The organism is Kitasatospora sp. NPDC127060 (genome assembly GCF_042724935.1).
Classification (GTDB): Bacteria; Actinomycetota; Actinomycetes; order Streptomycetales; family Streptomycetaceae; genus Kitasatospora.
Map to the genome: position 1 here is coordinate 1 of NZ_JBHXEG010000018.1, position 14,259 is coordinate 14,259.

Below are 14,259 nucleotides of genomic sequence, written 5' to 3' on the forward strand. Positions count from 1 at the left end.
GGCGACCGGCTCCGGGTGACCACCGACAGCCCGCACCCCTGGCAACTGCGGACCGGCGGCCCGGACGGCGCCCTGCACGTCCACCCGGCCGGCACCCGGGAAGCCGAACTACCCTACCCGGCCTGACAACCACCTCAGGACGGCCTGCCTCAAGGACACGGGGCCCCGCACGGGCGTGCGGGGCCCCGTCCCCATTCCCGGCTCCGGCCACCCCGGACCCCACCCCGCACGAAAGCCGCCGTCGGAGGCGAACTCTTCTGAGGATTGTGTGCGTTAACATCCAGACGTCTTGACGGTGCCGGGGCGTCTGGCCATAGTGATGGGCGATACAGCCCGGCCAGGACCTTTCTCGACGGGCCTGGTCCATCTTTTCCGGCCATTGTTGTTAGCGCTAACAATATTGGACGCCTTCTTCCTTCCCCCACCCGTGAAGGAGTTCGTTCATGACCGCCCGAACACGGCTGAGCCGCGCCCGGCGAACGCCGGCGGTGGTCGGAGCGCCGGTGACTTCCGGCAGTTCCGCCGCCGACGCCACCTTCTGCGCCCAGCACGGGAACAGCGGCGCCGACTACCCCCTGAAGTCCTTCAACGTCCCGGAGAGGTACGTCCGCCACTACCGCTTCGCCGGTCGCGTCGCGAGCACCGGCGGCACCGACTCCTGGGGCAGCCCTTCGTCATGGGCCCAGGACGCCAACCGGCTCGCCGCCGCTCCCTGGAGCTGACCAGCAGCCCCCGTACCGGGTCCGGTGCCCAAAGGGCAGAAGCCGCACCGGACTCGCAGGCGTCAGCGCAACCCGCACCGTCCGCACAGCCGGACGCCGGGAGGTTCGCGGCGCCCGCCCACCCCCACCCCACCCAGTGAAGGAACTCCTCATGATCAAACCGTGGATGCACCGCCTCCGACACGCGTTCCTCGCGGCCGGTACCACCGCTGCGCTCGCGGCCGGCCTGCTCACCGCCGCGGCCACCCCCTCGGAGGCCGCCACCCAGGGACCGTGCGACATCTACGCCGCCGGCAACACCCCGTGCGTCGCCGCGCACAGCACCACCCGGGCCCTGTACGGGACGTACAACGGCCCGCTGTACCAGGTCAGGCGCGCCTCCGACAACGCGACCAGGGACATCGGCCTGCTGAGCGCCGGCGGATACGCCGACGCCGCCGCGCAGGACTCCTTCTGCGCCGGCACCAGTTGCGTCATCACCGTCCTCTACGACCAGTCCGGCAAGGGCAACCACCTCACCCAGGCGCCCGCGGGCGGGGCGGCCGGCGGGCCGGACAACCTCGCCAACGCCGTCGAGGCGCCGGTCACCGTCGCCGGCCACAAGGCGTACGGCGTCTACGTCGCCCCCGGGACCGGCTACCGCAACAACAAGACCAACGGCATCGCCACCGGCGACCAGCCCGAGGGCATGTACGCCATCTTCGACGGCACGCACTTCAACGGCGGTTGCTGCTTCGACTACGGCAACGCCGAGACCAACAATCTGGACACCGGCAACGGCCACATGGAGGCCCTCTACTTCGGCAACAACAAGAGCTGGGGTTCGGGCAGCGGCAACGGCCCGTGGGTCATGGCAGACCTGGAGAACGGCCTGTTCTCCGGGGTGAACCGAGGGTTCAACGCCAATGACCCCAGCGTCAGCAACCGATTCCTGACCGCCATGCTCAAGGGCGGCCCGAACCAGTGGGCCCTCCGCGGCGGTGACGCCCAGTCGGGCGGTCTGTCCACCTTCTACAACGGCGCACGCCCCAACGCCACCGGCTACAACCCGATGCACAAGGAAGGCGCGATCATCCTCGGCATCGGCGGTGACAACAGCAAGTGGGCCCAAGGCACCTTCTACGAGGGGGTCATGACCCAGGGCTACCCGTCGGACGCCACCGAGAACGCGGTCCAGGCCAACATCACCGCCGTCGGCTACAACAGCGGTTCGACCAGCACCGGCACGCTGACCCCCGGCTCCCGGATCTCCCTGCAGGCCACCACCGCGCCCTGCTGCACCTCCCACTACCTGCGCCACGACGACACCGACTCCAAGGTCGTCATCTCCGACACCGGCTCCGCCAGTTCGGCCACCGACAAGGCCGACGCCACCTGGATCGTCCGCGCCGGGCTGGCCGACTCCTCCTGCCTGTCCTTCGAGTCCGCCAACAGCCCCGGGCAGTTCCTGCACCACTACAACTACGAGCTCTACCTGGACTTCGACAGCGGCGTCGGCTCCTTCGCGCAGGACGCCACCTTCTGCCCCACCAGCGGCAACAGCGGGGTCGGCACCTCCTTCCGGTCCGCCAACTTCCCGACGAAGTACCTCCGCCACTACAACTACACCGCCTACATCGCCGACAACGGCGGCTCCAACAGCTGGGACAGCTCCACCAGTTGGGCTGCCGACACCAGCTGGCTGGTCGCCCAGCCCTGGGGCTGAGCCACCGGGGCACCGGCGGTCGTCCGCAGTGCGACGCAGCGGGCGGAGCAGGGTGCCTACGGTCCTGACGGGTGCCGAGCCCGGGGGCGGTCCCGCCCCCGGGCTCGGCACGGCCATTGTGCGGGCGCGCCCGGGCCGGCCGGCGGAGCCTCGGGAAAGCGCCCGCCCAGGTCGGCGTGGGCCTGCCACGCCGACCGCCTCAGTGCCCCGGGTGATCGCCCGACCTCCGCCGTCCGGGATGTCGGTCGTGTGCGGGTGAGCTGCCGTGACCTGCCCTGATCGGGCCCGAGGCGTGTCCGGTGGCTTTGGCCCCGAGCGGCAGGGAGCGTGTGCTCCGGACGTCAACTGGCCGACGTGGATGCCGGACTGAGAGCACCTCCGATTGTCGGTCCGCCCTGGTCAAGATTGGGTAACACGGCGCGGAGGCCTTGCCGGGCTCAATTGTTAGCGTTAACAATCGGTCCCGAGCGAAACGGCGACGATACCTCGCGTTCACACAGCCGGTGCCGTTCGCGCGATCGACGATCCCGAGAGGAAGTCCCCACATGTCCAAGAGAGTTGCGGCGGTCCTGGTCGCCGGTGCGATGGTCACCGTCCTCACCGCGTGCGGTTCCGGCGGCGGGGGCTCCGCCGGGAAGAGCTCCGGCGGCAAGCTCGTGGTGGGCTTCTCGCAGGTGGGTGCGGAGAGCGGCTGGCGCACCGCGAACACCAAGTCGGTCCAGGACGCGGCGAAGAAGGCGGGTATCGAGCTGAAGTTCTCCGACGCGCAGCAGAAGCAGGAGAACCAGATCAAGGCGATCCGCTCGTTCATCCAGCAGAAGGTCGACGTGATCGCCTTCTCGCCGGTGGTGGAGTCGGGTTGGGACACCGTCCTCAAGGAGGCCAAGGCCGCGCACATCCCGGTCATCCTGACCGACCGCGCGGTGGACTCCAAGGACGAGTCGCTGTACGTCTCCTTCCTCGGCTCGGACTTCGTCGAGGAGGGCAAGAAGGCCGGCGACTGGCTGGTCAAGGAGTACGCGTCCGCCAGTGGTGACGTGAACGTCGTCCAGCTGGAGGGCACCACCGGCTCCGCGCCCGCCAACGACCGCAAGGCCGGCTTCGCGGACGCCACCAAGGGCGACCCGAAGTTCAAGGTGGTCGCCTCGCAGAGCGGCGACTTCACCCGCGCCAAGGGCAAGGAGGTCATGCAGGCCTTCCTGAAGGCCCAGCCGAAGATCGACGTGCTGTACGCCCACAACGACGACATGGCGCTCGGTGCGATCCAGGCGATCGAGGAGGCCGGCAAGAAGCCGGGCACCGACATCAAGATCGTCTCCGTGGACGGCGTCAAGGACTCCCTCACCGCGATGAGCCAGGGCAAGATCAACTACGACGTCGAGTGCAACCCGCTGCTCGGCGACCAGCTGATGGACCTGGTGAAGAAGGTCAAGGCGGGCGAGCAGGTGCCGCGTCGGATCAAGACCGAGGAGGGCACCTTCACCCCCGAGCAGGCCACCGCGGCCCTGCCCACCCGCCAGTACTGACCGGCCTGGCCGGCCCGGGGAGCGATCGGCGGATCGCTCCCCGGGCCGGATCGCACGAGGAGAGGAGAACCGGGGTGCGTCAGCAACCGGTCCTGGAAATGCGGGGTATCCGCAAGGAGTTCCCCGGGGTGGTGGCGCTGGACGGGGTCGACTTCCGGCTCTTCCCCGGTGAGGTGCACGCCCTGATGGGGGAGAACGGCGCTGGGAAGTCCACGCTGATCAAGGTGCTCACCGGTGTCCACCCGTCGGACGGCGGCGAGGTGGTGCTGGCCGGCGAGCAGGTGTGGATCTCCGGGCCGCTGCAGGCCCAGCAGGCCGGCATCAGCACGGTCTACCAGGAGGTGAACCTCTGCCCGAACCTGTCGGTCGCGGAGAACATCTTCATCGGGCGCGAGCCCCGCCGGTTCGGCCTGATCGACTGGTCGGCGATGCGTCGCCGGGCCGCCGAACTGGTCCGCGAACTCGACCTGGACATCGACGTCAGCGCGCCGCTGAACAGCTACTCCATCGCCGTCCAGCAACTGGTGGCGATCGTCCGCGCGGTCGGCGTCTCGGCCAAGGTACTGATCCTGGACGAGCCGACCTCCAGCCTGGACCGCGACGAGGTGAACCAGCTCTTCGCCGTCATACGGAGGCTGCGGGACCAGGGCGTGGCCGTCCTGTTCGTCTCGCACTTCCTCGACCAGATCTACGAGATCTGCGACCGGATGACGGTGTTGCGCAACGGCCGGCTGGTGGGCGAGTACCTGACCAGCGAGCTCAACCAGGTCGAACTCGTCTCCCGGATGATCGGCGCCGAACTCGCCGGACTCGATCAACTCGCGGGCGGACAGCGGGGCGAGCGCTCCGCCCCGGTCGCCGGCCCGGCTTTCCTGCAGGCCGAGGGCCTGGCCCGGAAGGGTGCCGTGGAGCCGTACGATCTCGCCATCCGACGCGGCGAAGTGATCGGCCTCGCGGGCCTGTTGGGGTCCGGCCGGACCGAGGCGGCCCGGCTGCTGTTCGGCGCCGACCACAAGGACCGCGGCACCGTGCGGATCAACGGCACCGAGGCCGACCTGCGCAACCCGCGTGACGCGATCGCCCACGGCATCGCGTTCTGCTCGGAGAACCGCAAGACCGAGGGCCTGGTCGGCGAGCTGACCGTCCGCGAGAACATCGTGCTGGCGCTGCAGGCCGCCCGCGGCTGGACGCGCCCGCTGTCGCGCACCGCACAGGAGCAGTTCGCGCTGCGCTGGATCCGCGCCCTGGACATCCGCCCCGGCAACCCCGAGGCGCTGGTGCGCAACCTCAGCGGCGGCAACCAGCAGAAGGTGCTGCTCGCCCGCTGGCTGATCACCGACCCCAAGCTGCTGATCCTGGACGAGCCCACCCGCGGCATCGACATCGGGGCCAAGGCCGAGATCCAGAAGCTGGTCGCGGACCTCGCGGAGAAGGGGATGGCGGTGCTGTTCATCTCCGCCGAACTGGAGGAGGTGCTGCGGCTCAGCCACCGGGTCGGTGTGCTGCGTGACCACCGGATGGTCGCCCAGCTCGACAACGACGGCGAGCTCACCCCGGAGCGCGTCCTGGCCACCATCGCGAGCGGAGCGGAAGAATGACCACGGTACCGACGACCCCGTGGGCCAGGGCGGTGACCCGGTCCAGGCTGTTCTGGCCGGCCGTGGTGCTGGCCGTGCTGCTGCTCGCCAACCTCGCCTTCACCCCGGACTTCTTCGCCCTCCACCTCAAGGACGGTCACCTTTACGGAAGTACGGTCGACATCCTGCACTTCGGCGCCCCGCTGATCCTGGTGTCGCTCGGCATGACCCTGGTGATCGCCACCGGCGGCATCGACCTCTCGGTCGGCTCCACCGTCGCCATCGCCGGTGCGCTGGCCTGCCAGCACATCAGCGAGGCCGCCGACCCGGCGAGCCTCGGCACGGTGTTCGGCGCGGTGGGCATCGCACTCGGCACGGCGGTGCTGCTGGGCGTGGTGAACGGGGTGCTGGTGGCCCGGGTCGGCGTGCAGCCGATCATCGCCACCCTGATCCTGATGGTCGCCGGGCGCGGCCTGGCCCAGCTGATCACCGACGGCCAGATCATCACGATCACCAGCGAGCCGTACAAGCTGATCGGCGGCGGCTACTGGCTGACCATGCCGTTCGCGATCCTGCTCAGCGCCGTGGTGGTGCTGGCCGCCGTGCTGCTGACCCGCTCCACCGCGCTGGGACTGCTGCTGGAGTCCGTCGGCGGCAACCCGGTGGCCAGCCGGCTGGTCGGCATCCGGGCGATGCGCCTGGTCGCCTTGGTCTACGTGTTCAGCGCGCTGTGCGCGGCACTGGCGGGCCTGATGGTGTCCTCGAACGTCTCGGCCGCCGACGGCAACAACGCCGGTCTGTGGATCGAACTCGACGCCATCCTCGCGGTGGTGATCGGCGGGACCTCGCTCAACGGCGGCCGCTTCTCGATCGGCGGAACGGTCCTCGGCGCGCTGATCATCCAGACCCTCTCCACCACCGTCTACACCATCGGCATCCCGCCGGAGACCACCCTGGTGTTCAAGGCGTTCGTCGTGATCACGGTCTGCCTGATCCAGTCGCCGAACTTCCGGGCCAAGGTCGCCAGGCGCGGCGCCGGACGTCGGAGCGGAGCCCGAACCAATCCTGTCACCACCACCAACCGGGAGGTCGGCGCGTGAACGCCAACGCCCTGCTGACCAGAGTGCGCGGACAGGTCCCGCTGCTGGTCACCTCCGTCCTGCTGGTGTCGATGTTCACCGTCGGGTCGGCGCAGTACGACGGCTTCTTCTCCGGCCAGGTCGTGCTCAACCTCCTGATCGACAACGCCTTCCTGCTGGTCGTCGCGGTCGGCATGACCTTCGTCGTGCTGACCGGCGGCATCGACCTGTCGGTCGGCGCGGTGGTGGCGCTCTCCACCATGGTCTCCGCCTGGCTGGTCGAGAAGCACGGCTGGCCGCCGCTGCTGGTGATCCCGCTGGTCCTCCTGATGGGCGCCGCCGCCGGCTGGCTGATGGGCTGGATCATCCACGTCTTCGAGATCCAGCCGTTCATCGTCACCCTGGCCGGCATGTTCCTGGCGCGGGGCCTGTGCTACACGATCAGCGTCGAGTCGATCTCCATCACCGACCCGCAGTACACCGCGATGGCGCAGACCCGGATCCCGCTCGGCGACCTGTTCGTCTCACCGAGCGCGGTCATCGCGCTGCTGGTGGTCGCCGTCGCCTTCGTGGTCCTGCACTACACCCGGTTCGGGCGGAACGTGTACGCGCTCGGCGGCAGCGAGCAGTCCGCGCTGCTGATGGGCCTGCCGGTGCAGCGCACCAAGACGACCGTCTACGCGATCAGCGGCTTCTGCTCCGCGCTCGGCGGCGTCCTGCTCACCTTCTACATGCTCTCCGGCTACGGCCTGCACGCGGTGGGCCTGGAACTCGACGCGATCGCCGCCGTGGTGATCGGCGGCACCCTGCTCACCGGCGGCTCCGGCTACCTGCTGGGCACCCTGCTCGGCGTGCTGGTGCTCGGCCTGATCCAGACCGTCATCAGCTTCCAGGGCACCCTCAGCTCCTGGTGGACCCGGATCGTCATCGGCGCGCTGCTGTTCGTCTTCATCGTCCTGCAGCGCCTGATCACCACCCGCCGGCGGTAGTGCACCGCGTCGCCCCGGCACGGCCCGCCCGGGCCGTGCCGGGGCTCGCGCCTGAGCACGGTGCCGTCTCCCGGGACCGTGCCCACGCCCTCCTCGCCCACGTGTCGGAAATGTATGAGCGCGGCCTGGCGTGGCGGGGAACGAGCCGGGCCGCGCCCGAGGGCACGACCCGGCTCGGGCAGGTCTGCGGTCAGCGGGCGCCGAGGAGGTGCTCCAGGGCGAGCTGGTCCAGCTGCTCGAAGGCCATGCCGCGCACGGCGGCGCCGTCCACGTCGAACTCCTCGAAGGCGGAGCGGTCCGCCAGCAGCCCGGCCAGGCCGTCCCCGGCCGTGGGCAGGGCCAGTTCGGGCAGTCGGGAGGCGGCGAGCGCGGCCTGCACCTCCGGGTCGGCGCGGAAGGCGCGGGAGCGTTCGGCCAGCAGCAGGTAGTTGCGCATGCAGCCGGCCGCGGAGGCCCAGACGCCGTCGAAGTCCTCGGTGCGCGGCGGCTTGAAGTCGAAGTGCCGGGGGCCGTCGTAGCCGGCCGACTCCAGCAGGTCGACCAGCCAGAAGGCCTGCCGCAGGTCGCCCGCGCCGAAGCGCAGGTCCTGGTCGTACTTGATGCCGGACTGGCCGTTGAGGTCGATGTGGAACAGCTTGCCGTGCCACAGGGCCTGGGCGATGCCGTGCGGGAAGTTGAGCCCGGCCATCTGCTCGTGGCCGACCTCCGGGTTGACGCCGACCCGGTCGGGGCGCTCCAACTCGTTGATGAACGCCAGCGCGTGGCCGACGGTGGGGAGCAGGATGTCGCCGCGCGGCTCGTTGGGCTTGGGCTCGATCGCGAAGCGCAGGTCGTAGCCCTGCTGCTCGACGTACTCGCCGAGCAGGTCGAAGGCCTCCTTGAGCCGGTCGAGCGCGGTGCGCACGTCCTTGGCCGCGCCGGACTCGGCGCCCTCGCGCCCGCCCCAGGCGACGTAGACCGAGGCGCCGAGCTCGGCGGCCAGGTCGATGTTGCGGATGGTCTTGCGCAGCGCGTAGCGGCGCACGTCTCGGTCGTTGGCGGTGAAGGCGCCGTCCTTGAACACCGGGTGGGTGAACAGGTTGGTGGTCGCCATCGGGACCTTCAGTCCGGCGGCGTCCAGTGCGGCGCGGAAGCGCTTGACGGTCTCCTCGCGGGTGGCGTCGCCCGCGCCGAAGGGGATCAGGTCGTCGTCGTGGAAGGTGACGCCGTAGGCGCCGAGTTCGGCCAGCCGCTGCACGGTCTCGACCGGGTCGAGGGCGGGGCGGGTCGCGTCGCCGAAGGGGTCGCGCCCCTGCCAGCCGACGGTCCACAGGCCGAAGGTGAACTTGTGCGCGGGGGTGGGGGTGAGCTGGTCGCTGGGCATGGAGCGGCTCCGGATTCGGATCCAGGGGTGTTTGTCAGGGCTCTCAACAAATTAGTATGCCGGAACGTCAGAAGGAACCCCTCCGGAGGAACGCATGGCTGAGCAACGTGTCGTGATCGGCTTCGACAGCTCGACGCAGTCCACCAAGGCCCTCGCCGTCGACCTCGACACCGGCGCCGTCCTGGGCCAGGGCCGCGCCCCGCACACCGTCAGCACCGGCGCCGGCCGGGAGAGCGACCCCGAGCAGTGGTGGCGGGCACTCGGCGAGGCCGCGGCGGCGACGGGCTGGGCGGACCGCGCGGCCGCCGTCTCGGTCGGCGGCCAGCAACACGGCCTGGTCACCCTCGACGCGTCCGGGGCGCCGGTCCGCCCGGCACTGCTCTGGAACGACGTCCGGTCCGCGCCGCAGGCCGCCGGGCTCCGGACCGCCATCGGTGCGGCGGAACTCGCCCGCCGCACCGGCAGCGTCCCCACCGCCGCCTTCACCGCGCCCAAGTGGGCCTGGCTGCGCGCCAACGAGCCCGCCGCCGCCGAACGCGTCGCCGCCGTCCGGCTGCCGCACGACTTCCTGACCGAGCGGCTCACCGGAGCGGCCGTCACCGACCGGGGCGACGCCTCCGGAACCGGCTGGTGGGGACCGGACGGCTACGACCAGGACGTCCTCGCCCGGATCGGCCTCGACCCGGCCCTGCTGCCGCAGGTCATCGCCCCGGGCACGCAGGCCGGCACGGTCCGTCCGGGGACGCCGCTGCGCGAAGGCACACCGGTGGCCACCGGCACCGGCGACAACATGGCCGCCGCCCTCGGGCTCGGCCTGCTCCCCGGGCAGCCGGTGCTCAGCCTGGGCACCTCCGGCACCGTCTACGCCGTCGGCCGCACCCGGCCCGCCGACCCGACCGGCACCGTCGCCGGCTTCGCCGACGCCCTCGGCGGCTGGCTGCCGCTCGCCTGCACGCTCAACTGCACCGTCGCCGTGGACCGTTTCGCGGTGCTGCTCGGCCGCGGCCGCGACGAGGTCGAGGAGGGCGGCACCGCCGTCGTCCTGCCCTACCTCGACGGCGAGCGCACCCCGGACCTCCCGGGCGCCTCGGGCCTGGTCCACGGGCTGCGCCACGGCACCACCCCGGGGCAACTGCTCCAGGCGGCCTACGACGGCGCCGCCCACGCCCTGCTCGCCGCGCTGGACGGCGTGCTGCGCGCGGGCGGCGCCGACCCGGAGGGCGACGAACCGCTGCTGCTGATCGGCGGCGGCGCCCGCGGCCGGGCCTGGCAGCGGACCGTGCTGCGGCTCTCCGGCCGGGCGGTCCAGGTGCCCGACGCGCAGGAACTGGTCGCGCTCGGCGCCGCCGCCCAGGCGGCCGCACTGCTCACCGGCGAGCCGGCCGACGCGGTGGCCCGCCGCTGGCGGACGGCCCGCGGCCCGGTGCTGGACCCGGTGAAGAAGGACGAGGACACGCTGCTGCGGATCGGCGATACCCTGCGTCGGGCCGGAGCCTTGCAGGGCGCTCCGGCCCAGGACCGGTAGGAGGAGCGGCGCGTGACGGTGGTCGGCAAGGTGAACGGGAGTGCCTCGATCGGGCCCGCGTCGCAACAGGACATGCGGCGGCAGAACCTCGCGGTGGTCCTCGGGGCGGTCGCCGCGCACAGCCCGCTCTCCCGCGCGGACGTCGCCGGACGCGTCGGGCTGACCAGGGCGGCCGTCTCCTCGCTGGTCGACGAGCTGATCGCGCGCGGCATGGTCACCGAGGCGGCCGCCACCGCCAGCGGTCGCCCGGGCCGACCGGGACGGGCGCTGGCCGTGAACGACGCGGGCCCGGCGGGCCTCGGCCTGGAGATCGGCGTCGGCCACCTCGGCGCGTGCGTGGTGGACCTGCGGGGCGAGCCGCGCGTGTGGCGCCGGGAGGAACGGGTCAACGCGGGCCGGACGGTGGGCGAGGTGCTGGCGGCGACCGCCGCGCTGGCCGCCGAGGCGGAGGCCGAGGCCGCCGCCCTCGGGCTGCGCGTCGAGGGCCGCGTCCTGGCCGTGCCCGGGGTGGTGCCGAACGACCCCGCCGGACTGGTCGAACGCGCGCCGAACCTCGGCTGGCGCGGTGTCCGGCTCGCCGACCACTGGCCTGACGCGGACACCGTGCCCGAGCCCGAGAACGAGGCCAACCTGGGCGCGCTGGCCGAGTACTGGAGCACCGGGCAGCACCCGGAGACCTTCGTGCACGTGTCCGCCGAGACCGGGATCGGCGCCGCCCTGGTCATCGACGGGGGGCTGTTCCGGGGCGCCCGGGGATTCGCCGGCGAACTCGGCCACCTCCCGGTGCACCCCGACGGCCCGGAATGCGCCTGCGGTGCCTGCGGCTGCCTGGAGCAGTACGCGGGCGAGACGGCCGTGCTGCGCGAGTCCGGCCTCGGGCAGCACCACCCGGGCGACGTCGTCGCCCTGCTGGCCGAACGGGCGGGCGCCGGGCACGCGCCGACCCTGGCGGCGCTGGACCGCGCGGGGCGTGCCCTGGGCCTGGCCCTCACCTCCGCCGTCGACCTCATGGATCCGGACGCCCTCGTCCTCGGCGGTGCCTACGCCGAACTCGCCGACTGGCTGCTGCCGGCCGTGCGCACCGAGCTGGCCGCCCGGGTCACCGTGCGGCCCTGGGCCCCGGAGGCGCTGCGCCCCTCCGCCCTGGGGCGGCGCGGACCGCTGCTGGGCGCGGCGCTCACGACGGTCCGCCGGATCATGGCGGACCCGACCCTGCTGCCCGTCGGCTGACGGCCCCGGGCCGTTCGTCGGACCCCCTTCGTCGGACCGCCCTTCGTCGGACTCCCGGCTGGGGGAGTCCGACGAAGGGTCCTGGCGCGGCGACCACACGGACAGGCCCGCGGAGCGGACCTGCCGACGGCGGTGCAGGGGTCCGGGCAGCGCGTCGTGAACCGCCCGTCCGGCGGCCTACTGTGCGATGAAGGACCACTGCAGGTTGGGGCTGCCGTTCCAGCCCCACTGCTTGGTGACGGAGCCGTCGGTGACCTGGCCCCCGCCGTCCAGGACCAGGCCCGTGGTGCGGTTGGCGATGCTGTACAGGCCGTTGCCCCGGTTGGTGATCTGCCACTGCTGGTTGGTGCCGCCGTTCCAGGAAGCCTGCTGCGCGGGTGCCCCGTCGGAGGTGGCGCCCCAGCCGTCGGCGACCATCCCGTTGGTGCGGTTGACCAGCTTGTAGTAGCCGTTGCCGAGGTCGACCGCCTGCCACTGGAGGTTGGGGCTGCCGTTCCAGGTCCACTGCTTCAGGTTGCTGCCCGAGGCGACGTTGCCGCCGCTGTCCAGGGCCAGGCCGTCGGTGACGTTGCTGATCCGGAAGTAGGCGGCCGGGTTGAAGATCACCTTCAGCGAGGTGATGGCGTCGTTGTTGCCGGTGTTGCGCAGGTCCGGGTTGTCCGCGCCGAAGGTCCACGCCGTCCCGGTGAAGTTGTCGCCGGAGTAGCCGATCACCTGGTAGCCGGCCGGAACCCGCAGGGACGAGATGGTCTTCGCCGCCATCCCCGCGCTCTGCAACTGGGCGGCCGTGTAGCCGCCCAGCACCAGGGCGGCCGCCGTGCCCGCGTACGTGATGTCGCTGTACGCGGTGGCCACGCCGGTGCCGCCGGGCTGGAGGACGGGAATCCGGCCGGAGAAGGTGAACTTCAGGACGTAGGCGAGGGCGCTGAAAGGGGCCGAGGACGACGGCAGCGTGATGTGCAGGCCGTCGCCCGCCTGGGTCGGGGTGGGCAGGCTGGTGTACGTGCCTGCGGTCGCGTTGAGCAACTGGACCGAGGTCAGGGAGCCGAGGTCGATGCGGCCGCTCGCCAGGGTGCTGATGGTCGTGGAACTCCCGGGCCAGCCGAGGACGGTGGCGTACAGGACGGTGCCGTCCTTGCTGCGGGTGAACCGGAAGTCCTTGTTCGTGCCCGCCACGGGGGTGGTGAAGGAGCCACCGCCCATCTTGGTGGGCCCCTCCCCGTAGACCGTCCACGCCCGGGTGGCGTACACGGACTCGCCGAACCGGTGGAGGTGGTCGCCGATGCCCAGCAGGACGTCCTTCTGACCCTGGGGAATCGTCCCGTCCGCCATGGGAGCGATGTTGAGCAGCATGTTGCCGTTCTTGCTGACCCGGTCGATCAGGGCGTGCAGCATCTGCTGGGTGGAGTAGTAGCCGATGCCGACGGTGTAGCACCAGCTAGAGCTGCTGATGCTGTCGTCGGTCAGCCAGTACGGGTCGGCGATGTCGCCCGGGCCGCCGCGTTCGTAGTCGAAGACCTCGCCGAGGTTGTCGTAACCGTCCTTGTAGGTGGCCACGACCTCCCGGCCCCAGCCCAGGGCCTGGTTGTAGTAGTAGGAGAGGAAGTTCAGGCGTTGCGTCTCGTCGACCTTGGAGAGGTCGAAGTCCTCCCACAGGATGTCCGGTTGGGCCAGGTCGATGACTTCCTTGAGCTTGTCGTACCAGAGCTGGTTCTCCGCCGTGGCGCCCAGCTGGCCGTAGAGCTTCTGCAGGCTGGCGGTCGGCTGCGCCGGCGCGTGGTCGTAGTAGCCGTTGAAGTTGTAGGCGTGGTGCATCGCCACCAGCAGCTTCAGGCCCTTGCCCCGGATCGCGTCGCGGAAGATCTGCAGGAGGTTCAGCTTCGGTCCCCGCTGCACCGAGTTCCACTCGTTGACCGTGCTGTTCCACATCGAGAAGCCGTCGTGGTGCTCCGCCACCGGCCCGGCGAACCGGGCGCCGGCGTCCACGAAGAGCTGGGCCCAGGCGTCCGGGTCGAAGTTCCCGCCCTGGGAGGCCGGCTTGGGCGAGAACTGCACCCAGTTGCCGGCCTTGTCGCGGGCCCCGTCGAGGAAGTTGTTGTAGGGCCAGACCGACGGGTCCCCGTAGGTGGCGATGTGATGGCTGTTCACATCGCTTCCGCCGATGTACATGTTCCGCGGGTACCACTCGCTGCCGTACGCCGGGACGCTGAAGGCGCCCCAGTGGAAGTAGATCCCGAACTTGGCGTCCTGGAACCACTCCGGCGCCGGCGGGTGCTGATCCACCGAGGCCCAGGTGGGCGAGTAGGACGACGGAGCCGCGAGTGCCCTCGTCGTACCGAGCGTCAGATTCGCCGTCGCGGCGGCAACGATGCCGGCGGCACTCGACAGGAAGACACGTCTGTTGATCGCCATGGCTGGATCCTTCGTCGTTGGGTGGGGGGCGTTCCGGGCCGTGACACCGAAGCTCGGGCAGCGCATGCCGTGCGGCTCGACACGGCCTGCCGCGTGCAAGGCGTGGAAATGTGAGCGATAACAGAAGCGGC

10 protein-coding genes are annotated in these 14,259 nt (G+C 71.2%); 8 read left to right on the top strand and 2 right to left on the bottom strand.

Features of this window, described 5'->3' with window-relative positions; translation table 11 throughout:
* The first annotated feature begins 443 nt into the window (after nucleotides 1-443).
* From ACFWIS_RS13200 to yjfF, 6 genes are all read left to right on the top strand, one after another.
* The gene (locus ACFWIS_RS13200; protein WP_380463822.1) at nucleotides 444-722 is read left to right on the top strand and encodes an AbfB domain-containing protein; all 279 of its coding nucleotides are present in this window, start codon (nucleotides 444-446) and stop codon (nucleotides 720-722) included.
* A 151-nt stretch (nucleotides 723-873) separates the two neighbouring features.
* Nucleotides 874-2,427 (top strand): alpha-L-arabinofuranosidase B, encoded by a 1,554-nt coding sequence (locus ACFWIS_RS13205; protein ID WP_380463820.1) that lies wholly within the window; start codon nucleotides 874-876, stop codon nucleotides 2,425-2,427.
* Nucleotides 2,428-2,972: 545 nt separating this feature from the next.
* Nucleotides 2,973-3,953, top strand: a complete 981-nt coding sequence (locus ACFWIS_RS13210; protein ID WP_380463818.1) for an ABC transporter substrate-binding protein — start codon at nucleotides 2,973-2,975, stop codon at nucleotides 3,951-3,953.
* A 98-nt stretch (nucleotides 3,954-4,051) separates the two neighbouring features.
* Complete coding sequence (locus ACFWIS_RS13215) at nucleotides 4,052-5,551, top strand: sugar ABC transporter ATP-binding protein (RefSeq protein WP_380463824.1); 1,500 nt, start codon at nucleotides 4,052-4,054, stop codon at nucleotides 5,549-5,551.
* Nucleotides 5,548-6,630 carry an ABC transporter permease gene (locus tag ACFWIS_RS13220; RefSeq protein ID WP_380463816.1) on the top strand — a complete coding sequence of 361 codons (1,083 nt, stop codon included), beginning with the start codon at nucleotides 5,548-5,550 and terminating at the stop codon, nucleotides 6,628-6,630. Before ACFWIS_RS13215 ends, ACFWIS_RS13220 begins: the two co-directional genes overlap by 4 nt.
* A complete protein-coding gene (gene yjfF, locus ACFWIS_RS13225; protein WP_380463814.1) occupies nucleotides 6,627-7,598 on the top strand; it encodes a galactofuranose ABC transporter, permease protein YjfF in 972 nt (323 codons plus the stop codon). Before ACFWIS_RS13220 ends, yjfF begins: the two co-directional genes overlap by 4 nt.
* Before the next feature lie 190 nt (nucleotides 7,599-7,788).
* On the opposite strand, the gene xylA is transcribed toward yjfF, so the two are convergent.
* The gene (xylA, locus tag ACFWIS_RS13230; RefSeq protein ID WP_380464012.1) at nucleotides 7,789-8,961 is read right to left on the bottom strand and encodes a xylose isomerase; all 1,173 of its coding nucleotides are present in this window, start codon (nucleotides 8,959-8,961) and stop codon (nucleotides 7,789-7,791) included.
* A gap of 94 nt (nucleotides 8,962-9,055) precedes the next feature.
* Here xylA and xylB point away from each other — a divergent pair, with 94 nt between their 5' ends.
* Both xylB and ACFWIS_RS13240 read left to right on the top strand, forming a co-directional pair.
* The gene (xylB, locus tag ACFWIS_RS13235; protein WP_380464014.1) at nucleotides 9,056-10,486 is read left to right on the top strand and encodes a xylulokinase; all 1,431 of its coding nucleotides are present in this window, start codon (nucleotides 9,056-9,058) and stop codon (nucleotides 10,484-10,486) included.
* Between the two features lie 72 nt (nucleotides 10,487-10,558).
* Nucleotides 10,559-11,716 carry an ROK family protein gene (locus ACFWIS_RS13240; RefSeq protein WP_380464016.1) on the top strand — a complete coding sequence of 386 codons (1,158 nt, stop codon included), beginning with the start codon at nucleotides 10,559-10,561 and terminating at the stop codon, nucleotides 11,714-11,716.
* Nucleotides 11,717-11,893: 177 nt separating this feature from the next.
* On the opposite strand, the gene ACFWIS_RS13245 is transcribed toward ACFWIS_RS13240, so the two are convergent.
* Complete coding sequence (locus tag ACFWIS_RS13245) at nucleotides 11,894-14,128, bottom strand: alpha-L-fucosidase (protein WP_380463966.1); 2,235 nt, start codon at nucleotides 14,126-14,128, stop codon at nucleotides 11,894-11,896.
* Nucleotides 14,129-14,259 lie beyond the last annotated feature (131 nt).

Excerpts from the sequence above, each read along its gene's own strand:
- xylA (WP_380464012.1), bottom strand. The coding sequence starts at position 8,961 with ATGCCCAGCGACCAGCTCACCCCCACCCCCGCGCACAAGTTCACCTTC.
- ACFWIS_RS13215 (WP_380463824.1), top strand. The coding sequence starts at position 4,052 with ATGCGGGGTATCCGCAAGGAGTTCCCCGGGGTGGTGGCGCTGGACGGG.
- ACFWIS_RS13210 (WP_380463818.1), top strand. The coding sequence starts at position 2,973 with ATGTCCAAGAGAGTTGCGGCGGTCCTGGTCGCCGGTGCGATGGTCACC.
- ACFWIS_RS13205 (WP_380463820.1), top strand. The coding sequence starts at position 874 with ATGATCAAACCGTGGATGCACCGCCTCCGACACGCGTTCCTCGCGGCC.
- ACFWIS_RS13245 (WP_380463966.1), bottom strand. The coding sequence starts at position 14,128 with ATGGCGATCAACAGACGTGTCTTCCTGTCGAGTGCCGCCGGCATCGTT.
- ACFWIS_RS13200 (WP_380463822.1), top strand. The coding sequence starts at position 444 with ATGACCGCCCGAACACGGCTGAGCCGCGCCCGGCGAACGCCGGCGGTG.
- ACFWIS_RS13220 (WP_380463816.1), top strand. The coding sequence starts at position 5,548 with ATGACCACGGTACCGACGACCCCGTGGGCCAGGGCGGTGACCCGGTCC.
- xylB (WP_380464014.1), top strand. The coding sequence starts at position 9,056 with ATGGCTGAGCAACGTGTCGTGATCGGCTTCGACAGCTCGACGCAGTCC.
- ACFWIS_RS13240 (WP_380464016.1), top strand. The coding sequence starts at position 10,559 with ATGCGGCGGCAGAACCTCGCGGTGGTCCTCGGGGCGGTCGCCGCGCAC.